This is a genomic window from Phaeobacter sp. G2 (assembly GCA_025163595.1).
In the GTDB taxonomy this organism is placed as follows: Bacteria; Pseudomonadota; Alphaproteobacteria; order Rhodobacterales; family Rhodobacteraceae; genus Pseudophaeobacter.
Map to the genome: position 1 here is coordinate 140,150 of CP104101.1, position 20,150 is coordinate 160,299.

General features: G+C 59.4%; 20 protein-coding genes. 4 read left to right on the top strand and 16 right to left on the bottom strand.

All coding sequences use genetic code 11. The features are described 5' to 3' along the window. Position 1: 1 nt before the first annotated feature. Complete coding sequence (locus tag N1037_20320; protein UWS81450.1) at positions 2 to 1,168, top strand: acyl-CoA dehydrogenase family protein; 1,167 nt, start codon at positions 2 to 4, stop codon at positions 1,166 to 1,168. Positions 1,169 to 1,248: 80 nt separating this feature from the next. On the opposite strand, the gene N1037_20325 is transcribed toward N1037_20320, so the two are convergent. The 10 genes from N1037_20325 to N1037_20370 all read right to left on the bottom strand — a co-directional run bounded on the left by N1037_20325 (position 1,249) and on the right by N1037_20370 (position 10,371). Then, positions 1,249 to 2,445 carry a phenylacetate--CoA ligase family protein gene (locus tag N1037_20325; protein ID UWS81451.1) on the bottom strand — a complete coding sequence of 399 codons (1,197 nt, stop codon included), beginning with the start codon at positions 2,443 to 2,445 and terminating at the stop codon, positions 1,249 to 1,251. 27 nt (positions 2,446 to 2,472) lie between these two features. After that, on the bottom strand, positions 2,473 to 3,282 hold the full coding sequence (locus tag N1037_20330; protein ID UWS81452.1) for an enoyl-CoA hydratase/isomerase family protein: 810 nt from the start codon (positions 3,280 to 3,282) through the stop codon (positions 2,473 to 2,475). A 39-nt stretch (positions 3,283 to 3,321) separates the two neighbouring features. Beyond that, positions 3,322 to 4,473, bottom strand: coding sequence for an acyl-CoA dehydrogenase family protein (locus tag N1037_20335; protein UWS81453.1), 1,152 nt, complete (start codon positions 4,471 to 4,473; stop codon positions 3,322 to 3,324). Continuing rightward, complete coding sequence (locus tag N1037_20340) at positions 4,470 to 5,594, bottom strand: acyl-CoA/acyl-ACP dehydrogenase (GenBank protein UWS81454.1); 1,125 nt, start codon at positions 5,592 to 5,594, stop codon at positions 4,470 to 4,472. The genes N1037_20335 and N1037_20340 overlap by 4 nt, the downstream gene beginning before the upstream one ends. Beyond that, complete coding sequence (locus tag N1037_20345) at positions 5,581 to 6,030, bottom strand: MaoC family dehydratase (GenBank protein ID UWS81455.1); 450 nt, start codon at positions 6,028 to 6,030, stop codon at positions 5,581 to 5,583. Before N1037_20345 ends, N1037_20340 begins: the two co-directional genes overlap by 14 nt. Continuing rightward, positions 6,027 to 6,746, bottom strand: a complete 720-nt coding sequence (locus N1037_20350; GenBank protein ID UWS81456.1) for a transglutaminase family protein — start codon at positions 6,744 to 6,746, stop codon at positions 6,027 to 6,029. Before N1037_20350 ends, N1037_20345 begins: the two co-directional genes overlap by 4 nt. A gap of 64 nt (positions 6,747 to 6,810) precedes the next feature. Beyond that, positions 6,811 to 7,947 carry a CoA transferase gene (locus N1037_20355; GenBank protein ID UWS81457.1) on the bottom strand — a complete coding sequence of 379 codons (1,137 nt, stop codon included), beginning with the start codon at positions 7,945 to 7,947 and terminating at the stop codon, positions 6,811 to 6,813. A 10-nt stretch (positions 7,948 to 7,957) separates the two neighbouring features. After that, the gene (locus tag N1037_20360; protein UWS81458.1) at positions 7,958 to 8,815 is read right to left on the bottom strand and encodes a MaoC/PaaZ C-terminal domain-containing protein; all 858 of its coding nucleotides are present in this window, start codon (positions 8,813 to 8,815) and stop codon (positions 7,958 to 7,960) included. A gap of 23 nt (positions 8,816 to 8,838) precedes the next feature. Then, positions 8,839 to 9,990, bottom strand: a complete 1,152-nt coding sequence (locus tag N1037_20365) for a thiolase (protein UWS81459.1) — start codon at positions 9,988 to 9,990, stop codon at positions 8,839 to 8,841. A 3-nt stretch (positions 9,991 to 9,993) separates the two neighbouring features. Further along, the gene (locus N1037_20370) at positions 9,994 to 10,371 is read right to left on the bottom strand and encodes an OB-fold domain-containing protein (protein UWS81460.1); all 378 of its coding nucleotides are present in this window, start codon (positions 10,369 to 10,371) and stop codon (positions 9,994 to 9,996) included. Between the two features lie 104 nt (positions 10,372 to 10,475). Here N1037_20370 and N1037_20375 point away from each other — a divergent pair, with 104 nt between their 5' ends. Together N1037_20375 and N1037_20380 are read left to right on the top strand one after the other, a co-directional pair. Beyond that, a complete protein-coding gene (locus tag N1037_20375) occupies positions 10,476 to 11,642 on the top strand; it encodes a CoA transferase (protein UWS81461.1) in 1,167 nt (388 codons plus the stop codon). Beyond that, a complete protein-coding gene (locus tag N1037_20380; protein ID UWS81462.1) occupies positions 11,639 to 12,805 on the top strand; it encodes a CoA transferase in 1,167 nt (388 codons plus the stop codon). The genes N1037_20375 and N1037_20380 overlap by 4 nt, the downstream gene beginning before the upstream one ends. 20 nt (positions 12,806 to 12,825) lie before the next feature. Here N1037_20380 and N1037_20385 read toward each other — a convergent pair whose 3' ends face one another. Then, positions 12,826 to 13,983: an acyl-CoA dehydrogenase family protein gene (locus N1037_20385; protein UWS81463.1), complete on the bottom strand. Its 1,158-nt coding sequence runs from the start codon at positions 13,981 to 13,983 to the stop codon at positions 12,826 to 12,828. A 247-nt stretch (positions 13,984 to 14,230) separates the two neighbouring features. Between N1037_20385 and N1037_20390 the strand changes: the two genes are divergently transcribed. Beyond that, complete coding sequence (locus tag N1037_20390; protein ID UWS81464.1) at positions 14,231 to 15,406, top strand: acetyl-CoA C-acyltransferase family protein; 1,176 nt, start codon at positions 14,231 to 14,233, stop codon at positions 15,404 to 15,406. Positions 15,407 to 15,518: 112 nt separating this feature from the next. Here the strand turns inward: N1037_20390 and N1037_20395 are convergent, their stop codons facing one another. The 5 genes from N1037_20395 to N1037_20415 form a co-directional block, all read right to left on the bottom strand. After that, a complete protein-coding gene (locus tag N1037_20395) occupies positions 15,519 to 16,445 on the bottom strand; it encodes an FAD-binding protein (GenBank protein UWS81465.1) in 927 nt (308 codons plus the stop codon). Further along, complete coding sequence (locus N1037_20400) at positions 16,445 to 17,203, bottom strand: electron transfer flavoprotein subunit beta/FixA family protein (GenBank protein ID UWS81466.1); 759 nt, start codon at positions 17,201 to 17,203, stop codon at positions 16,445 to 16,447. Before N1037_20400 ends, N1037_20395 begins: the two co-directional genes overlap by 1 nt. Positions 17,204 to 17,245: 42 nt before the next feature. Then, on the bottom strand, positions 17,246 to 18,028 hold the full coding sequence (locus tag N1037_20405) for an enoyl-CoA hydratase/isomerase family protein (GenBank protein UWS81467.1): 783 nt from the start codon (positions 18,026 to 18,028) through the stop codon (positions 17,246 to 17,248). 11 nt (positions 18,029 to 18,039) lie between these two features. Continuing rightward, positions 18,040 to 18,816: an enoyl-CoA hydratase-related protein gene (locus N1037_20410; protein ID UWS81468.1), complete on the bottom strand. Its 777-nt coding sequence runs from the start codon at positions 18,814 to 18,816 to the stop codon at positions 18,040 to 18,042. A 79-nt stretch (positions 18,817 to 18,895) separates the two neighbouring features. Further along, positions 18,896 to 20,146, bottom strand: a complete 1,251-nt coding sequence (locus tag N1037_20415) for an ABC transporter substrate-binding protein (protein UWS81469.1) — start codon at positions 20,144 to 20,146, stop codon at positions 18,896 to 18,898. Between the last annotated feature and the right edge of the window lie 4 nt (positions 20,147 to 20,150).

Genomic DNA, 20,150 nt, shown 5'->3' on the forward strand with positions numbered 1-20,150 from the left:
TATGGAAAACGTGATCGCCGCCGCTCAGGCAATCTATACAGACGAGCAACGCATGTTGCTGGAGCACTTCCGCAAGATGGCCGAGGCAGAGTTCGCTCCGCTGGCCGAGAAATACGAAGACCTCGGACACCCGCCCGATGCGAAAACGCTGAAGTCCCTGTTCGCCAAGGTCGAGGAATTCGGGCTGATCAGCGGCCTGATACCCGAGAAAGACGGCGGTGCCGGAATCGACCGCATGACCTATGGCATCCTTTACGAGGAACTGGCCCGGATATGGGCCGATCTGGCAATTGCGGTCCTGATCCAGGGTCATGCCGTGTTCGCCGTCAACCTTTTGGGAAATGCGGCGCAGAAAGAGGCCTATCTGAAGCCGCTCCTGCGCAGTGAACGGATCTGTGCCACGTGTATTTCCGAACCAGAGGTCGGCTCGAACGTGCGCGAGGTCAAGACCCGTGCAGACCGCGAGGGCGACAAGATTTTCGTCACCGGCCAGAAGCTCTGGATTTCCAATGGGGCCCAGTCGGATTTCGCCATCGTTGTCTGCAATCTGGACGACGGTATTTCCATGGTCATCGTCGACCGTGACACCGGCGGATACGAAAGCCGCGAATTGCGCAAGATGGGGCTTGTCGGTGCTTCGACCTGCGAATTGTTTTTCGACCGGGCGGAAACCACCGCCGAGCATGTTCTGGGTAATGCGGGCGGAGGCCTGTTCCAGACTTTGAAGCTGTTTGAAAGCGCTCGCGTGTTTGTCGGCCTGACGAGCATTGGCATTGCCCAGGCAGCGTTGGAATGTGCCGTCAAATATGCGCAGGATCGCGAACAGCATGGCAAGCCGATCGGCGGGCACCAGTTGATCCAGGGCTACCTGGCCGACATGGCCACGCACCTGGATGCAGCGCGCCTGTTGTGTCAGCGCGGGCTGCAACTTTTGGACCTGGGCGTGCGCTGCGACACCCAGACCTCGATGGCGAAATGGTATGCGACAGAGATGGCGGTAGAGATCGCCGGAAAAGCGGTGCAAATCCACGGCGGCAACGGCATCACCAAAGAGTTTCCAGTCGAACGGCACTTTCGCAATGCCAAGGTCATGCCGATCCCGGACGGGACCACCGAGATTCAGAAGCTGGTCATCGGCCGGAACCTGACCGGGTTGAACGCGTTCTGACTCTTGAACTGACTTGGGAGCGGCCAGGATGTCCTGGCCGCTCCCAAGTCTGTTGGAACGCTTTCCGGTTTCAGCCGATCTCAGCCGTCTTTTTGGTTGACGATCAGTTCTGCATTCTCGGGTAGTTCCGCAACAATGCTCACCTCGTCGGCGCGAATTCGTGCATGCAGTTTGAAGGTTTCGATGGCGGCTGTTTCCGCAGCAGAAGCGTCGGCACCGTCTTCCAGCACAAGCGAGAGGCGGATCATGTCGCGATCGTTCTCGCGCGTTACCACGGCCTGCGCGGCCGTTGCGCCGGGCGTACCGATGACAACTTCTTCGATCACGCGTGGATAAACGAATATCTCGCGCACTTTGACCGCTGCGCCGACCCGGCCCTGCAGTGCGGAAATCCGGCTGACGGTGCCATCCGCGTTGCTTTCCAGCGCAAAGGCGCTGTCGCCGGTACCGAACCGGATCATCGGCCAAGTTGCATCGCGCGCGGTCACAACAACCTCGCCCGGTTCCCCGTGAGCGACCTGTTCTCCACTGTCCGGATCGCAGATTTGCACCACGCGGTCGGGATGAACTCCATAGCCTTCGCCGCCATCCTCATAGGCGACAAGGCCCAGATCCGCAGTGGCATAGGCAGCCCAGGTGGAGACGCCATAGTCGGCCTCAATCCGGCGGCGCTTGGCCATCCAATCGCCCATCTCTCCGCCGAGGAAGGCCGTCTTTACCTTCCATGCGTCGCGGCCATAGGTTTCGATCACTTTGTCCGCCAGCGTCAGGAAAAACGCGGTCGAGGCGCAGATCGAGGTCACGCCGGTTTCGACGATGATCTGTGCCTGAAGCTCGGTATTGCCAACGCCTCCGGGGATAACCGTGGCGCCGGCGGACTGTGCCGCTTCGTCGAACAGCAAGCCTGCCGGCACGAGGTGGTACATCCAGGTGTTCAGGATGATAACCCCGGGCCCCACGCCGGCCGCCTTGAACAGCAGGTCCAGACCGTGGCCGCCACCGCCCGATAGGGCCGGTTCGAAAATCGGGCCGGGGGATACGTAGATCCGCCCGATATCCTTGAGATCCGATGCGAGGAACCCGCCGAAGGGTGGATTGTCACGCTGGATCTTCAGAAGCTCCTCCTTCTTCATCACTGGAAGACGCGAGAGGTCCGCCACCGATGTGACGGCTGCCGGATCAAATCCGGCAGCCGTAAATCGCGATTTCAGGCCAGGAGCCTTTTCGGCCGCAGCGGCATAGGCTTGCGCTATATCTTGGTAGATATCTTCAGACATTTCCATGCCTCCTCGTCCAATCAGGCGTTAAAGCGGGCAGTCCTTGCGGAAGTTCGGCGCGCGCTTCTCCCGATGTGACAGAACGCCTTCCCTGACGTCTTCACCCATGAAACCGAGCATCTCCAGCGCGGTCGACGCATCGAAGATCGGGCCAGCCTGGCGCAGCCAGTTGTTCAGCGAATACTTGGTCCAGCGGATTGCGCTTTGCGAGCCGTTGGCCAGCTCGACGGCCGTGTCCAAAGCGATTTGTTGCAACTCGTCATCTTCGACGCACATTGAGACAAGGCCGATGCGCTCGGCCTCTTCGCCCGAAACCGGCTTACAAGTCATCAGATAGTATTTCGCCTTGGCCATCGAAGTCAGCAGCGGCCAGATGATCGCCGCGACATCGCCAGCGGCAACACCCAGGCGCGGGTGACCATCGACAATCTTGGCCTTCTTCCCGGCAATCGAGATGTCGGCGAGGATGGCAACCACAAGACCGGCACCGGCCGCAGGTCCGTTGATCGCGGAAATGATGGGTTTGTTGCAGTTGATGATGTTGTAGACAAGGTCCTTGGCCTCTTTCCAAGTCTTCATGATCTCGTGCGAGTCGCCGATCATTTTTTCAATCAAGCTAAAATCACCGCCGGCGGAAAACGCCTTTCCCGCGCCGGTTACAATGACCGCGTTGATGTCGGGATCACGGTCGATATCGATCCACATGTCCGTCATCTGGGTATGGGTTTCCGCGTCCACGGAATTAAAGGACTCAGGGCGGTCAAAAGTGATGCGCAGGACGCGATCCGCCGGGTAGTCAAATTTCAGTTTGTCGTACTTTGCATAGCGCTCCGACATAGTTCTTTTCCTCCGTAGGGTGTGGGTATGAGTATGGGTTCAGCCAGGCAGTCCGAGGACGGCCTTGGACAGAATGTTTCGTTGGATTTCGTTCGACCCACCGTAGATCGTGGTCGGCCTGGCCTTATAAAAGCTCGCAAGGACATCGACACTTACGTTGCCGACCTGAAGTGGCCCGATGGTACCGCCGTCGGGGCCGGCAGCTTCGATCATAAGCTCGGTAATGCGCTGAAAGCACTCAGTCACCCAGATTTTGAGAATCGAGACATCCGCGCCGAGCGTTTCACCTCGCTTGAGCTGATCGGCAAAACGGGCGTATAGCGCGGCGTGATCTTCAACATCGAGTGCGGCTTGGGCAAAGCGGTCGCGGAACACCGGATCATCGAAAGCGCCACGGCCCCGGGCAAAGCTTTCCAGTTGCCCCAGTGCGTTCTGGGCCAGGCTTGGTGAGCCGATGAAGATGCGCTCGAAACTCAGAAGCGCCTTGGCCATCGTCCAGCCCTTGTTCAACTCGCCCACGAGGTTTTCACTGGGCGTACGGGCATTGTCGAAGAAGACCTCGCAAAACTCGGTCTCGCCCGACAGGGTAGTGATCGTGCGCACCTCGACTCCGGGTTGATCCATCGGAGCGAGCAGGAAACTGATGCCCTGTTGTTTCTTGGGCGCATCCGGATCAGTGCGCACCAGCATGAAGATGTGCGTGGCATCATGCGCCATCGTGGTCCAGATCTTCTGTCCGTTGATGACAAATTCGCCGCCATCAATCTCTGCGCGTGTGCGCAGGTTGGCCAGATCGGATCCGGCGCCGGGTTCCGAATAGCCCTGACACCAGATGTCTTCACAACTCAGGATACGCGGCAGCCAATAGTCTTTCTGTTCCTGGGTGCCAAACTTGATAATCAGTGGGCCGACCATCTGCACGCCCATGTCGCGGCCACGATTGACGCCCCAGCGTTGCTGCTCCTCGTAGAAAATCAGAAGCTTGGCGGCGTTCAGCCCCATGCCGCCGTATTCCGCAGGCCAGGCCGGCGCGACCCAGCCCTTGGCGTGCAGCTTGCGGTGCCAATGTTCGATCTCGGCGAACTTGGGACGATGCGGCAGGTGGCGCAGTTCCTCGGGATATTCCGCCTCGAAGAACTGGCGCACTTCTTTGCGGAAGTCCGCATCGCTCGTTGCGTTCCAGTCGGTCATTGTGCTGCCCCCTCTGCTTCGCGTGCATCGAACCAAATCCGTCTGTGATAGGCGTCGTCGCCCAACCAGGCCGACAGCACCAGCGCCCGGTTCAGGTAGAGCCCGATATCGAACTCATCGGTGTAACCGACCGCCCCGTGCAACTGGACCGCGTCGCGGGTAATCCTTTTGGCGGTCGTAACCGCACGCGCCTTGGCACGGCTGGCAAGCTGTGCCCGAACCTTCTGATCGGTTTCACGGTCCATCAGCGCCAGAACTTCGCGGACGCCCGCCTGTGCAACCTCGCACATCACGTTAAGGTCGACGGCTCGATGCTGGATGACCTGGAATGACCCGATCGGCTTGTCGAACTGCTCGCGCGTCTTGATGTAGTCGAGCGTAATCTCGAAGGCGCACTCGCTCAGGCCGACAAGCTCTGCCGCGGCTAGCGCCGTTGCATCGGCGACAGCCTCGGCAAGCGCAGCCTGAACCGCGTCGCCGCTGGCCAGTTCCGCGGCCGGTATTCCTGAAAACGAAAGCTCGCCCAGGGAACTGCCGTCGGCCTGCGCCCGCCTGGTCGTAACAAGCCCGTCCGCGTCTGCCTCGGCCAGAACCAGAACCGGACCATCATCTCCTTTGGCCACAACAAGGAAGCCGTGCGATCCGGTCGCGCCGACCACCCAAGCCTTGCTGCCGGTCAGCCGTCCGTCTGCGTATCGGCAGGTCGCATTGGCGGGCGCTCCGCCCGGGCCACGTTCCTGCCAGGCAACCGCCAGTGAAATTTCGCCGCCGATGAGCTGCGCCATCTTCGGATGTTCCGGGCAAAGGCGGCGCAGAAGGCCGAGGCTCAGACCGATCGTCAGCACGACCGGTTCCGGTGCAATCACGCGACCGGCCTCTTCTGCGATGACGCCCCCGGCGGCCAAGCCCATGCCAAGACCCCCCTGATCTTCGGGCACCGCCACGCCGAATACGCCGGCCTCGGCCAATTCCCGGACCATTTTCGGGTCGAAACCGCCGTCGGCATCACGTAGTTTTCTGGCTCTTCCACTTCCGCCCGCGCGCTCGAACAGGGTGCGCGCGCTCTCTCGCAACAGGCGAAGGTCTTCTTGTTCGCTGGAAACTGTATCAGTCTGTGTCATTTTGTTTTCGCTGAATCATCACAGGGGTGTCGGTCGAAAAAACGATCTCGCCTTTGGGGTTTTTGGCGCTGAGCGTATAGTGCAAAATACCTCTGTCGGGCTTGCTTTTGGACGGCGTGACCGAATTGACCGTCATATCAACATCAAGGGGTTCGTTCGGGCGCACTGGCCGCAGCCAGCGCAAATTGTCAAAGCCCATGCCACCGATATTGGCAACATCGACCATCATCTCGGTCATGACAGGCTTGAACACCTCCAGCATCGTCTGAAAGCCCGAGGCGATCAGGCTGCCATGTATGGTGGCCGCATAGTCTTCGTCGGTGTGCAGCCGCTGCGGATCCCATTCCTTGGCAAATGCCTTTATTGAGGCTGCGCTCATCGGGGCGCTGCGAAAGTGATAGACTTGGCCCGGCGCGAAATCCTCCAAATACCTCAAGAAGCATCCTCCTTTGCGAAACCGGAATCGTATCCGCTTGCATCCCTGGAAATCCGTACGCGGTTGAATTCTTCCAGCTTCGGATAGGTTTCCTTGAACGCCACCAGGAATTCGTCCATGGGCGCGTCGAAATAGAGCCCTCGATCGTTCACATATTCCATGTGCCGGTGGTCCTGTTCATCGAACTCGTGGAACAGCGCATCGTGATACCCGTCGAAGACCAGAGGCTTGACCCCGAATCTTTCACACAGCTCCATGTTGAATGCAGGTGTTACCTTGTAGGGCTCACCATCCAGCCACAGTTGAACGTAGCCGTGATAGATGAATAGGTCAGTCCCCATCAACTCCTGCAGCTTAGGGGTGTTCAGGTGGTTGCGCACATCGGCAAACCCAAGTGCGGCGGGGATACCCACAGCACGCAAACAGGCCGCAAGCAGGATCGCCTTGGGAACGCAAAATGCCGCTTCTGCCCCTGCGATCCGGCTGGCACGGTAAGAATCTTCATCCAGCGCAAAACAATATGGGTCGTAACGAATGTCGTCGCGAACCGCTTCAAACAGACGGATCGCCTTGTCCCGCTTGGTTGCATCCAGCGAAAGATCGCGCAAAGCCGCTGTCGCAAACCCCTGCACTTCGAGGCTGTCGCTTTCGACATAGTGCGACGGCATGACAAAGCGCTCGGCTTCTGCAGGCAGGTGGTCATCGGACTCGGCCATTGGATCTCTCCATTTTTCTAACAATTGTTAGAATAGTGATTCACCACCAGCACGTCAACGGGATTTAATCTGTGTCCGGCGCGTCCAGCCCGTAACGCGCATTGTCTTCTCCCAAGGCGGCCGCAACTCCGACCGAGTTGGCCGGAGACCGGAACTCCGGCGCAATTGGTAGCGGCAATGCGGGCGCATTCTGGCCGGATATGCTCAGGGTTCGCCCAAAAACGTCACGCGCTTTGAAATGCGGGTCACGCGACGCCTCGGCGTGCGTTTTTACGACCGAACAGCAACAATCTGCCGCCGCCAGCAAAGGCTCCCAATGGGTCGAGGGCTGTTTCCCCAGACGACGCGCAACTTCCGCAGCACAGGAATCAGGCTCGGACCAGTCATCGCGAAGCGCCGACGGCAAACCGATGACATCGCAGAACGACTGCCAGAACTTTTCTTCCAACGCGCCAACGGCGATCTGACGCCCGTCCGCAGCCGTATAAAGCCGATACCGGGCCAGGCCGCCCGTCAGGCGGCTGCCGCCGCTTTCGATGTTTTGCCCGGCGATCACACCTTCGGCATGGGCCCAATAGGCAAAGGCGAACGCCCCCTCGGACATGGCGATATCCAGATGCGTCCCCTGCCCGCTTGCCTGCCGCGCGATCAGGGCCAGCAGGATATTCATCACCGCCGGATAGGTTCCGCCTCCGATATCGGCGACCAGCCCGAACGGCATTGTCGGTTGGTCATCGGGTCCGCGACTCAGCGACAGGATACCCGCATCGCCGATGTAGTTAAGGTCGTGGCCAGCGGCGCTGGCCTTTGGTCCGGTCTGGCCATAGCCGGTGATCGAACAATAGATCAGACCGGGATTGATCTCGCGCACAGCCTCATATCCCAGCCCGAGCCGGTCCATCACGCCGGGACGGAACTGCTCTACCAGAACATCGGCCTTTTCAAGTAAAGGCCGCAGAGCATCTACCGCGCCCTTTGACTTGAGGTCGATGGCCACCGACCGCTTGCCTTGGTTCAACACAGCAAAGCCGATGCTCTCCCCGTCGATCATGGGTTCCGTGTGGCGTGCGTCCTCACCGACCCCGGGCCGTTCGAACTTGATAACCTCTGCCCCGGCCTCGGCAAGCATGAGCGTCGCCATCGGACCGGGAAGAAGGGTGCTGAAATCCAACACCAGAATATCCTTGAGCGGTTGAGTCATCTTCTGCTCCTCACGCGAAGCGCGCGGCGCCATTGTTCAGAACAACGACGTCGCGTGCCGGGACCGACGCGCGAAACCGGGCCTCGCCGTCCTCTTCCCAAATTTCGAACCGCACGGTTTCGCCGGGATAGACCGGTGCCGAGAACCGAACATCCAGACCGACAAGCCGGGCGGCGTCGTAATCCAGCACCGACTTGAGGATCGCCCGGGCGGCCAGACCATAGGTCGCCAGACCGTGCAGGATCGGGCGGTCGAACCCGACAGAACGGGCGACATCCGGGTCAGCGTGAAGCGGATTGAAATCGCCGCTGAGGCGATAAATGAGCGCTTGGCGCGGCAGGGTTTCGATTTCACAGACGTGATCGGGCGCGCGGTCAGGCAGCGCTGCCGGTGCCGGGCCCGCCTTATTTTCACCGTCAAAGCCGCCATCGCCGCGACAGAAGGCCGACATCGCCACGCGCGCCAGCTTTTCACCGCTGTCCGCGTCGATGATATCGCGGCTTTGGTAGATGACGGCTCCCTTGCCCTCGCCCTTGTCGGAGATGAAGTCGATCTTGCTGCGGCCGACAATCCGGCCATGGGTCGGCAGCGGCTTGTAGATATCCAGCCACTGTTCACCATGTAACACTTGCTGCCAGTTCACACCGGTCTTGGGATCGCGCAGCCAGAAGCCGGGGTACCCCATAGTGACCGCCATCGATGGAACCGTCTTCAGCCCGTCCTCATAGACGTAGGCCAGTTCCTTTTTGTCGGTCGGATCCTCGCCGAACCCTAGGCCGAGCGCATACAGGATGGTATCCCGCTCGGTCAGCGTCTGTTCGATTTCCTCAAAGTCCCAGTTCGACAGTGCCTCGAAATCCAATGGCATTATCTTTCCTCCCTTAATTGCCGTCAGAGCGTGTTTTGCGATCCAAGTATTGCCGTGACCTGACTGGACAGCACACCGCCGTTGCCATGCGCCAGCGCCAGGTCGATATCCTTCAACTGAATGCCCGGCGCGTCGCCACGGATCTGACGCGCAGCCTCGATCACGGTGAAGATTCCGTACATCCCGGGGTGCACGCAGGACAGGCCCCCGCCATTCGTGTTAACAGGCAAGATGCCGCCAGGCGCGATGCGCCCGCCTTCGACGAAGGCCCCGCCCTCGCCCTTGGCGCAGAACCCCAGATCTTCAAGAAACAGGATGGTATTGATGGTGAAGGCATCATAAAGCTCGACCGCCTGGATGTCCGCAGCGGTCACTCCGGCCGCAGCAAAGGCGCGCGCGCCCGAGTCGCGGGCGGCGGTCACGGTGAAATCTTTCATCTGCGAAATCTGCCGGTGCGAGCTTTCCGCAGCACTGCCCAGCACATAGACAGGCGCCTTTGGGAAATCCCGGGCGCGGTCCGCGCGGACCATTACGATCGCGCCGCCGCCGTCGGTGACAAGACAACAATCGCGCACGGTCAACGGATCGCCCACCATGCGCGCGCCCAACACGTCCTCGCGGGTCAGCGGGCCGCGCTCGAACGCTTCGGGATTGTGGTGCGCCCAGGCCCGCGCGGCAACGGCCACGTCGGCCAGTTGTTCGCGGGTGGTGCCGTATTCATGCATGTGCCGCGCCGCGGCCATCGCATATGCCGAGATCGGATAGCGCGGATTGTACGGCGCCTCATAGGCCGGCGGGCGCGAGGCGGTCACCAGTCTGCCCGACGCGGTGCGCTGGTTGGAGCCATAAACAATCAGGGCGACATCACACAGGCCGGCATCAAGCGCCATGGTCGCTGACGTCAGATAATTCACGAAGGATGATCCACCCGACATCGTGCCATCAATGAAACGCGGCTGAATGCCCAGATACTCAGCCGCCATAAGCGCCGGCATGCTGTCTTCCATCATGGTGCAGAACAGCCCATCGACGTCGGACAGATTCAGCCCGGCATCGCCAAGCGCTGCAAGTGCGGACTGCGCCATGACATCATATGCCGTCAGACCATGTGCCTCTCCAAAACCGGCATGACCGGTTCCCACGATGGCGGATTTTCCCCGAAGTTCAGCGGTCATATCTTATCCCTCCGATGGCTTGAAAAGCACGGCCGGAGCGCCCTCGGCCTCGCTCACGAAAGCGGTTACAGCCATGTCGATGGCGACCTCACCTGGAGCAATGCCCTCGACCCGGCTCATCATCCGAACGCCCTCGTCCAGCTCGACAACGCACACATTGTAGTCACCTCCCCGTTCGGGCTTTCGGCGCACGACGGTTGTGGTGTGGACCCGTCCCTTGCCGGTGGCCTGCTTCCATGAAATCGCGGCGCCATGACAATGGGGACACAGGACGCGCGGGAAAAAATGATAGGCCTCGCAGTCTTCGCACTTTGGCAGCAGGATCTCTCCCTTTGTCAGTGCGCCCTGGAAAATCTGGTCTGGTCCTTTGGCGTCCGGCACCGGCGTTCTCCTTCAAGTAATCAATTCTCTGGTTAAGCGTATTGATAATAAATCTAACAAATGTTAGATTTAGTCAACCTCTTTGGAACATTTTCGGGAAACTCATGTCAGGTTCAGATTTAGCCCCCCTTTCTGGCAAACTCATAGTTGCGCTGGAACAGGCAGTCGCCGCGCCTTTTTGCTCCTCGCGACTGGCCGATGCCGGCGCGCGCGTGATCAAGATCGAACGCAAGGGCACAGGCGATTTCGCCCGCGCCTACGATACCGCCGCCAATGGTGAAAGCGCCTATTTCACATGGCTGAACCGAGGGAAAGAATCGGTCGCCCTGGATATTAAAGCCGGCGAGGACCGGGAAATCCTGCTCAGGATGCTGGAAAACGCGGATGTGTTTATTCAAAACCTGCTGCCGGGCGCGCTGGTCAAGCTTGGGCTCGATTCCGCCACGCTGCGAGAGAGGTTCCCGCGTCTCGTGACCTGCGACATCACCGGATACGGTGAGGACGGTCCGATGCGCAATGCCAAGGCCTATGATCTTCTGGTGCAATGCGAAAGCGGTCTGGCATCGGTGACCGGCACGGCGGACGGACCGGGGCGGGTTGGCGTTTCCGTCTGCGATATTGCCACCGGTATGACAGCCCATGCCGGAATTTGCGAAGCACTTGTCGGGCGTGATCGCACCGGCAAGGGCAGCGGTGTTTCGGTGGCAATGTTTGACGTGATGGCCGACTGGATGTCGGTTCCGCTGCTATATCACGATTACCTTGGCAAGCCGACACCCCGTGTCGGACTGAACCACACGGTCATCTGCCCGTACGGGGCCTATGCGTGCAAGGACGGTCAGCTTGTCGTCATTACCGTGCAGCACAGCGGCGAATGGCAACGGTTCTGTGAACACATACTGGGCGACGCGCCTCTGGCAACCGACCCCCGGTTTCACGACAACACGGCGCGAATTGAAAACAAGCCCGCGCTCGAAGCGCTCATCAAGGCCGTGTTCTCCTCTCATGACCGCGCCGAGATGCTGAAGCGGCTTGACGCTGCGGGCATTGCCTCCGGGGCCGTGAACGACGTGGCGACCCTGTCCGATCACCCTCAGCTTGACCGGTCCGTGATTGGCACACCCTCCGGCGAGATCAAGGTCCCGACACCCCCGATCCGGCGCAGCGTCGGCGAAACGACACTGGGCCCCTGCCCGGCCTTCGATGCGGAAGGCAAAGCCCTTCGCGCCGAGTTCTACCCTCGTTCAAAAAAAGGTTGGGCAACTAAATGACCGCTGAGAAAAAACCCGCGATCCTTCAAGGCGTGAAGATCGTGGATCTGACTTCGGTCGTTTTCGGACCTTTGGCGACGCAAATGCTGGGCGATCTGGGGGCCGATGTGATCAAGGTGGAAGGCCCAGAGGGCGATCTTCTTCGCCAGGTCCAGCCATCACGCAACAAACAGATGGGCGCCGCTTTTCTGGGTACCAACCGTAACAAGCGCAGTGTCGTACTCGATCTGAAGACGCAGACCGGTCGGGATCGATTGCGCAAGCTGCTTATCGATGCCGACGTGATGATTTCAAGCATACGGCCTGCGGCGCTAGCCAGATTGTCTCTCGATCCCGAAACCCTACGCCAGGAAAATCCGAACCTGATCACGGTATCTGCCACTGGATTCGGGCAGGACGGACCCTATGCCGCCCGACCCGCGTTCGACGATGCCGTCCAGTCGGTTTCCGGGTTAGCTAGCCTGGCAACATTGCGCGATCCCGAAGCGCCGCCCGCATATGCCCCTACGATTCTAGCCGACAAGCTTGGCGGCGTGACGGCCGCCTATGCCGTGATGGGAGCCCTGTTCCACCGCGAGCGTACGGGAGAAGCCCAGCATGTCGAGGTGCCGATGTTTGAGACGCTGGCCGCCTTCCTGCTGGCCGAACATCTGGATGGTGCCACCTTCGAAGAGACCCCGCAGGATTTCGGCTATGCCCGGATGCTGGTTCCGCATAGGCGTCCGGTTAAGACGGCAGATGGATATATCACAATTCTGCCCTACACCAACGTACAATGGGCGCGGTTCTTCAAGGCGGTCGGGCGCGATGACATGATCGACCACGTCTGGGTCACTGACATGGACACCCGTAGCCGCAACATCGGCGCTGTATACGATATGGTGGCGCAGATTGCCCTAACTCGGACAACAGATGACTGGCTTGCCCTGATGGAGAATGCCGACATACCCGCCATGCCGGTGCGCAACCTGTCGGATTTGCCGAACGATCCCCATCTTGCCGCGACCGGGTTCTTTCAACAGATTGATCACCCAACCGAAGGTGCGATCTGGACGACACGCCCGCCGATACGATTCTCGGCAACGCCGGCGCGGCATGATCACCGCCCTGCCCCTCGACTGGGGGAGCACAGCGAAGATATCCTCGGGCCGGGAGAAGAATAACCCCCCCGGCACCGAACGGATCAAACATCCATCGAACGTGCGATCAGTTCCTTCATGATCTCGTTGGTGCCGCCATAGATCATCTGGACCCGGCTGTCGGCATAAAGGCGCGCGATCGGGTATTCCATCATGAAACCATAACCGCCGTGCAGTTGCAGGCATTCATGCATGACCTCGTTTTGCGTCTGGCTGCCCCACCATTTCGCCATCGAGGCCGTGGCCGCATCAAGTTCGCCCTTTTCGAGGCGCACGAGCCCGTCATTGACGAAGGTGCGCAGCAATTCGGCCTTGGTCTTGCATTCCGCCAATTTGAAGCGTGTGTTCTGGAAATCCATGATGCGGTTACCAAATGCCTTGCGGTCCTGTACATATTTCACAGTTTCATCGATGGCAAAGTCAATGAAGCCTAGCGCGGTAACGCCAATCATCAGCCGTTCCCAAGGGAGCTGCTTCATCAACTGGTAGAAACCTTGCCCTTCTTCCGGGCCAAGCAGGTTCGCCGTAGGCACGCGCACATCCTCGAAGAACAACTCAGCCGTATCCGATCCCTTCATGCCCAACTTCTTCAGGTTCCGTCCCCTACGAAAGCCTTCGGCGTCCTCGGTTTCCAGAACGATCAGCGAAACGCCCTTGGCGCCAGCGTTACGGTCGGTCTTTGCCACGACGACAACCAGATCGGCTGTATGTCCGTTGGTGATGAAGATCTTCGAGCCGTTGATCTTGTAATGGTTGCCATCCTTTTCCGCATGGGTCTGGACGTTCTGGAGGTCAGAGCCCGTTCCTGGCTCGGTCATCGCGATCGCCGCGACACTGTCGCCGCTGACCAGCTTCGGCAACCACTTTTTCTTCTGTTCTTCGCTGCCATAGGCGTTGATATAATGGATTACGATGGACTGGATGCCATAGCCCCAACCCGTGTCACCGGTGCGCCCTTGCTCGTAAACGGTAATCGCATCGAACCCGATGCCGCCACCGAACCCGCCATATTCTTCGGCAATCGAGCCACCCATGACACCCTGTTGACCGACTGTTTTCCAGAAGTCGCGGTCAACAATGCCCTGCTCCGCCCATTTTTCGATGTTTGGAGCCATTTCGGCATCGAAAAGCTTGCGTGTGCTATCCGCGAACATCTTATGTTCATCTGCGGCCCAGGCCGAACTATTCGTAATCAGAGACATTTTGGAATCCATTCCTAAGGTTGGTATTGCCATAAATCTAACATCTGTTATTTTTTCGGCAATGGCCCAGTCTCAAGGCAAACGCCGCGTTATTTTGCTCGAGACGGCTTTCCTGAACTGGCGCGGTATCAACTTCCTACTCCCAGGCAAGTTCCACCAAGGCACCGAACGCGCAGGTCAGGGTAACGGGCTGACACTGGGCAGTACACGGCCTGCGTGACGCAAAAAATGAAGAACCGGAGTGAAAATGAAAGATATCGTAGTATTGGATGGTGTGCGAACAGCCATCGGAACCTTTGGCGGCTCTCTTTCGGGCACGTCTCCGATCGAACTGGGTAGCATAGTGGCGAAAGAGGCGCTTGCGCGTTCAGGTGTCGAAGGCAAGCAGGTTGGAAACGTTGTTTTTGGCCATGTTATTAACACAGAGCCGCGCGACATGTATCTTAGCCGCGCGGCGTCTATTGCCGCTGGCGTGCCAGAAAAGGCGCCCGCAATGAACGTCAATCGGCTCTGCGGTTCTGGGCTACAGGCTATTGTGTCAGCGGCGCAGTCGCTGATGCTGGGTGATGCAACAATGGCTCTTGCCGGTGGCAGCGAAAGCATGAGCCGCTCGCCCTATATCGTGCCAGCCATTCGCTGGGGGCAGAAAATGGGTGACACGGGTGCAACTGACATGATGCTCGGCGCGTTGAACTGTCCGTTTGGCACCGGGCATATGGGCGTAACAGCGGAAAACGTCGCCGCCGAATACGACATCACGCGCGAAGCTCAGGATGCGTTTGCCCTTCAAAGCCAGGAGCGCGCTCTGAACGCGCTCAAAGAGGGGTATTTCAAATCCCAGATCGTTCCCGTCGAGGTCAAGGTCAAACGCAACACTGCTTCTTTTGACACCGATGAACACCCCAAGGCGAGCACAGTTGAAATGCTCGGCAAACTGCGTCCGGCCTTCCAGAAGGATGGCACCGTGACGGCGGGGAATGCTTCGGGTCTCAATGATGGGGCCGCCGCAGTTGTGCTGGCCACGGCAGATGCTGCATCAGATGCAGGGTTGAAACCGCGCGCACGCCTGCTTGGATATCATGTTGCAGGAGTACGCCCGGACATCATGGGAATCGGGCCAATTCCGGCTGTCGAAGGACTTTTGAAACGTACAGGCCTGACAATTTCTGATTTCGACGTCATCGAGTCAAACGAAGCCTTCGCGGCTCAGGCTTTGGCCGTGAGTAAAACTCTTGGTCTGGATGGCAACAAGGTGAACCCCAACGGCGGCGCAATTGCTCTCGGACATCCTATCGGGGCGTCGGGGGCCATAATCTTTGTCAAAGCGCTCTACGAGCTGGAGCGTACCGGCGCAAAACGCGCGCTGATTACCATGTGTATCGGTGGTGGGCAGGGGATTGCCCTAGCCATAGAAGCCATATGAATTAGAGTCTATGGGCACCTCAAAAAAGCGGTTCCCTTTCAATTAGTAACAAGATGAGCATACAAAAAGGCCCGCCGGATGGCGGGCCTTCTCGCATTTGATGTGACGCAATTTACAGTGCGTCAGTCAGGGCCGGGACGGCCTCGAACAGGTCGGCGACCAGGCCGAAGTCAGCAACCTGGAAAATCGGTGCTTCTTCGTCCTTGTTGATCGCGACGATGATCTTCGAGTCCTTCATGCCAGCCAGGTGTTGGATGGCGCCCGAGATGCCAACGGCGACATACAGTTCGGGGGCAACAACCTTGCCGGTTTGACCCACCTGCCAGTCGTTCGGGGCGTAGCCCGAGTCGACAGCAGCGCGCGAAGCCCCAACGGCGGCGCCCAGCTTGTCAGCCAGCTTCTCGATCAGGGCAAAATCCTCTTCAGATCCGACGCCACGGCCACCGGACACGACCACGCCGGCCGAGGTCAGCTCGGGGCGGTCCGATGCGGCAACCTTGTCTTCGACCCATTCGGACAGGCCGGGGTTGTCGGCAGCACCGATGGTTTCGACTGCGGCCGAGCCGCCTTCGCCAGCGGCATCAAAGGTCGAGGTGCGGAAGGTGATGACCTTGGTCGTATCCAAAGATTTGACGGTTTGCACGGCGTTGCCGGCATAGATAGGGCGTTCGAACGTGTCTGCATCGACAACGCCAGAGGCGTCCGAAATCACCATCACGTCCAGCAGCGCAGCAACGCGCGGCATGACGTTCTTGGCGTCGGTCGTGGCGGGTGCCACGATGTGCGAATAGTCACCGGCCAGCGACACGATCAGCGCGGCGGTGGGTTCCGCCATGCGGTGACCCAGCGATGCGTCTTCGGCGACCAGAACCTTAGCCACACCGTCGATCATGGCGGCGGCGTCGCCTGCGGCAGCAGCAGAGGCGCCCGCGCACAGAACGGTCACATCGCCCAGGGCCTTGGCCGCGGTCACGGCCTTGGCGGTTGCGTCGATTGCCAGTTCACCATTGGTGACTTCTGCGAGAAGAAGAACAGCCATTACACAGCCCCCGCTTCTTTGAGTTTTGCGACCAGCTCGTCCACCGAGCCGACCATGATACCGGCCGCGCGTGCCGCGGGCTCGGAGGTTTTGACGATTTCCAGACGCGGCGTGACATCAACGCCGTAATCATCGGCGGTTTTCTCATCCAGCGGCTTTTTCTTGGCCTTCATGATGTTGGGCAGCGACGCATAGCGCGGCTCGTTCAGGCGCAGGTCCACAGTGACGATCGCGGGCATCTTGACCTTGATGGTCTGCAGGCCGCCGTCAACTTCGCGGGTCACGACGGCACTGTCGCCATCGATGCCCATTTCCGAGGCAAAGGTCGCCTGGCTCCAACCGAGGATCGCCGACAGCATCTGGCCGGTGGCGTTCATGTCGTTGTCAATGGCCTGTTTGCCCGCCAGAACCAGACCGGGCTGCTCTTCCTCGACCACCTTGGCCAGGATTTTCGCGACGGCCAGCGGCTCGATGTCGGTGTGCACATCATCGGCGGCAACCACCAGAATGGCACGATCCGCACCCATGGCCAGCGCAGTGCGCAGGGTTTCCTGCGCCTGTTTGACGCCAATGGAAACCACGACGATTTCTTCGGCCTTGCCGGCCTCTTTCAGGCGAATCGCCTCTTCGACGGCGATTTCGTCGAAAGGGTTCATCGACATCTTAACGTTGGCCAGATCGACACCGCTTCCGTCCGCTTTGACACGAACCTTCACGTTGTAGTCGATCACGCGCTTCACAGGCACGAGTACCTTCATTGGCGTGGTCTCCTTGAGTTTTGCGATAAGGTTTCAACCGAGCTAACGGTCTTTGAATTCTGGAGTTCTTTTTTCCGAAAACGCTTTCATGGCCTCGGGAAAGTCATGCGCGCACAGCAAAACGCTTTGGGCATCGCGCTCGATATCCAGCGCCTCGAGATAGCTGCACTCGGCTGCGGCGCGCATCACACGCTTGGCGGTCTGAACGCCAAACATCGGGTGCGTTGCAATCTCGCGGGCAATTTCCAGCGCCCGTACCTCGACCTGGTTGGCCGGCACGCATTCTTCGACAACGCGCAGGTCCCTGGCGGTGCGCCCGTCGATTTCACGGCCCGTGAGCACAAGCATCCGGGCAACGCCCGCACCGGCGCGCTGCTGAAGCAGCCAGCTTGATCCCGTGTCGGGACAACCGCCGACGCGTGCAAATACTTCGCACAGCCGGGCATCTTCGGCGGCAACGACAATATCCGCCGACAAGGCCAGGCTGAGGCCCGCGCCAAAAGCCACGCCGCATACCGCGGAAATCAGAGGTTTGCGAAACAGATAGGCCGCGCGTCCGCCATCGTGAACCAGGTCCACCATTTCCGACGTCGCCCGCGCGCCTTTGGCGATCTCGGACTGAAACCCGACAAGATCGCCGCCGCTGCTGAAATGATCGCCGCCGGTCATGACAACGACACGGATCGTAGCGTCCCGTTCGGCTTCGCGCAGAAGCGCCACCAGTTCTTCGACGAACCCGATGCTGTAAGGGTTGCGTTTTGTCGGCTGAAGAAACCGCAGGATTCCGACAGGGCCATCCCTGTCCAGGCGAATAAGCTCAGTCATTCAAGTCTCCATCAGGTCCCGGTCCAGACGGGTGCTCGCTTTTCAGCAAAGGCCTTTGGGCCTTCAATCGCGTCGTTGCTGGCGTAAACCACCTCGTGCAGGCGCTTGCCCTCTTTCAGGCCACCGGCACAGCCCAGATCCATGGTTGCGCGAACACTGCCTTTCGCGGCAACAACCGACAGCGGGGCCGCGCTGGCAATGCGTTTGGCAAGGTCGAAGGCCCGTGCGCGGACAGCATCGGGAGTGTCTTCGATATAGTTGGTGAACCCGTATTCGTGCAGGCGCTCGATCGGCATCAAGTCGCCGGTCAGAACTATTTCCATAAGGATGGGCTGCGGCAGCATGGACAATGCTGGCGATGCCCAAGGCGATCCACGACCGATCTTTACTTCGGTGATACCGACCTTGGTCCCCTTGAGACCGACCCGCAGATCGCAATTCAAGGTCAGCATCATGCCGCCCGCCATCAGCGACCCTGTCATCGCCGCGATGATCGGTTTCTTGCAGGCGCGCATGGTCTCGTGAAACGGGTCGCGCATCTTGGTCAGAATATCGACACCCTCGTCGCGTGCGATTTGTGTGGCTTCCTTCAGATCCAGTCCGGCGCTGAAAACGCCGCAATCGGCAGAAGTCAGAATGGCCACACGAACGCTGTCATCCGCCTCGATCTTTTCCCAAGCATCGGTCAGCCCGTTCGTCGCCGCCACGGAAAGCGCGTTTTTACGTTCGGGCCGGTTGATACAGACGGTCGCAATTCCGTCTTCGATCTTCACGTCAATGGGGCTCATGATACCTGCTTCGCTTTCTCGGGACAATCTAACTGCGGAAAGCTTCCCCGCGACATGTCTGCCGCGGGGAAGCTCTGTCTTATTCGACGGTGAACGTCGCGGAGCTGTGCTTGATGACATCCCAAACAACGTCGAGATAGTCGGCGCTCCAGTCGGTCAGCGGAACCCAGGTTTCGCCATTCCACTGTTCGACCCGAGTCTTGCCGCCACCACCGTGGTCTTTGTCGGTCACTGTAACCGGGGCCATGATGCCGTTTCCATCGAAGTCCTCGATCGATTCATAGGCATTCTTCATGCTTTCCGGTGTGATCGGCCAACCGTTTTCAGTAATTGCGATCCGCGCGGCTTCGAAACCGGCCGAGTAGATCGCCATGCCCGTGTTGTAGTACACGTCGCGCACCAGGCTCTCGGGACCGCTGCCCTTGCCATTGGCATAGTAGGTGTCCAGCATCGTCTTGACGATCGGAACTTCCTGGCCACCGGCCACGTTGGTCCCGCGCAGGATGCCTTTCGCCTCTTGTGCGCCAATATTGGCGATATCAACTTCGTTCAGCCAGTTCACCGACAGATAGCGGTCGATCGGGAAACGGTTGCGGCGCATTTCCTTCGAGGCGACCACATGCCCGCCCGCCAGCAGCCAGCTGATCACGTAGTCAGGCTTGTCGCGGCGGATTTTGCTCCATGCGCCGGCCTGATCCGACCCGGGAAGCGGCACGGGATACAGCTCCAGTTCGAACCCTTCCTTTTCGGAAAGCGTTTTCAGGATCTCGATCGGTTCCTGGCCAAAGGGATAATCCAGATAGATGAACCCGATCTTCGCCTTGCTCAAGTCACCGCCCATCTGACCCTTGATGAAGGCAACGTCATTTGCCGCCTGCTGCCAGTACGTCGGACCGACCGGGAAAACCCATTCGAACACTTCGCCGTCCACCGCGTCACCGCGGCCAACAAAGGACTGCATCAACACGTTGCCGTCCTTCATCGCACGCGGCAGAACCGCGTTCGTGACCGGCGTGGACAGAAAATTGAAAAGGAAAACGCCTTCGCGCTTGAGCTGCTCGTAGCATTCCACACCGCGCTGCGGTTCGTTGCCGTGATCGCGAATGATGACTTCAACCGGATGCCCTTCGATACCGCCATTTTCGTTGGTGTACATCGCCAGGTCCTGCGCGGCCTGGGCCACCTGCGGCGAAATGAACGTGTAGGATTTACTGAGGTCGAAGCAGAGTCCGAAGCGGATCGGCTCCTTGTCCTGCGCTGAGGCAACAGTCGCGCTTGCTGCCAGCGCAGTAGCAAGTACCACTGCCTTAATGTGCTGTTTGACTTTCATGTTT

What these genes read in the sequence shown, in the direction of transcription:
- N1037_20405 (UWS81467.1), bottom strand. Translation starts at nt 18,028, where the DNA reads ATGACTGAGCTTATTCGCCTGGACAGGGATGGCCCTGTCGGAATCCTG.
- N1037_20375 (UWS81461.1), top strand. Translation starts at nt 10,476, where the DNA reads ATGTCAGGTTCAGATTTAGCCCCCCTTTCTGGCAAACTCATAGTTGCG.
- N1037_20410 (UWS81468.1), bottom strand. Translation starts at nt 18,816, where the DNA reads ATGAGCCCCATTGACGTGAAGATCGAAGACGGAATTGCGACCGTCTGT.
- N1037_20335 (UWS81453.1), bottom strand. Translation starts at nt 4,473, where the DNA reads ATGACCGACTGGAACGCAACGAGCGATGCGGACTTCCGCAAAGAAGTG.
- N1037_20325 (UWS81451.1), bottom strand. Translation starts at nt 2,445, where the DNA reads ATGTCTGAAGATATCTACCAAGATATAGCGCAAGCCTATGCCGCTGCG.
- N1037_20380 (UWS81462.1), top strand. Translation starts at nt 11,639, where the DNA reads ATGACCGCTGAGAAAAAACCCGCGATCCTTCAAGGCGTGAAGATCGTG.
- N1037_20330 (UWS81452.1), bottom strand. Translation starts at nt 3,282, where the DNA reads ATGTCGGAGCGCTATGCAAAGTACGACAAACTGAAATTTGACTACCCG.
- N1037_20360 (UWS81458.1), bottom strand. Translation starts at nt 8,815, where the DNA reads ATGCCATTGGATTTCGAGGCACTGTCGAACTGGGACTTTGAGGAAATC.
- N1037_20355 (UWS81457.1), bottom strand. Translation starts at nt 7,947, where the DNA reads ATGACTCAACCGCTCAAGGATATTCTGGTGTTGGATTTCAGCACCCTT.
- N1037_20350 (UWS81456.1), bottom strand. Translation starts at nt 6,746, where the DNA reads ATGGCCGAGTCCGATGACCACCTGCCTGCAGAAGCCGAGCGCTTTGTC.
- N1037_20320 (UWS81450.1), top strand. Translation starts at nt 2, where the DNA reads ATGGAAAACGTGATCGCCGCCGCTCAGGCAATCTATACAGACGAGCAA.
- N1037_20365 (UWS81459.1), bottom strand. Translation starts at nt 9,990, where the DNA reads ATGACCGCTGAACTTCGGGGAAAATCCGCCATCGTGGGAACCGGTCAT.
- N1037_20415 (UWS81469.1), bottom strand. Translation starts at nt 20,146, where the DNA reads ATGAAAGTCAAACAGCACATTAAGGCAGTGGTACTTGCTACTGCGCTG.
- N1037_20340 (UWS81454.1), bottom strand. Translation starts at nt 5,594, where the DNA reads ATGACACAGACTGATACAGTTTCCAGCGAACAAGAAGACCTTCGCCTG.
- N1037_20390 (UWS81464.1), top strand. Translation starts at nt 14,231, where the DNA reads ATGAAAGATATCGTAGTATTGGATGGTGTGCGAACAGCCATCGGAACC.
- N1037_20395 (UWS81465.1), bottom strand. Translation starts at nt 16,445, where the DNA reads ATGGCTGTTCTTCTTCTCGCAGAAGTCACCAATGGTGAACTGGCAATC.
- N1037_20385 (UWS81463.1), bottom strand. Translation starts at nt 13,983, where the DNA reads ATGTCTCTGATTACGAATAGTTCGGCCTGGGCCGCAGATGAACATAAG.
- N1037_20400 (UWS81466.1), bottom strand. Translation starts at nt 17,203, where the DNA reads ATGAAGGTACTCGTGCCTGTGAAGCGCGTGATCGACTACAACGTGAAG.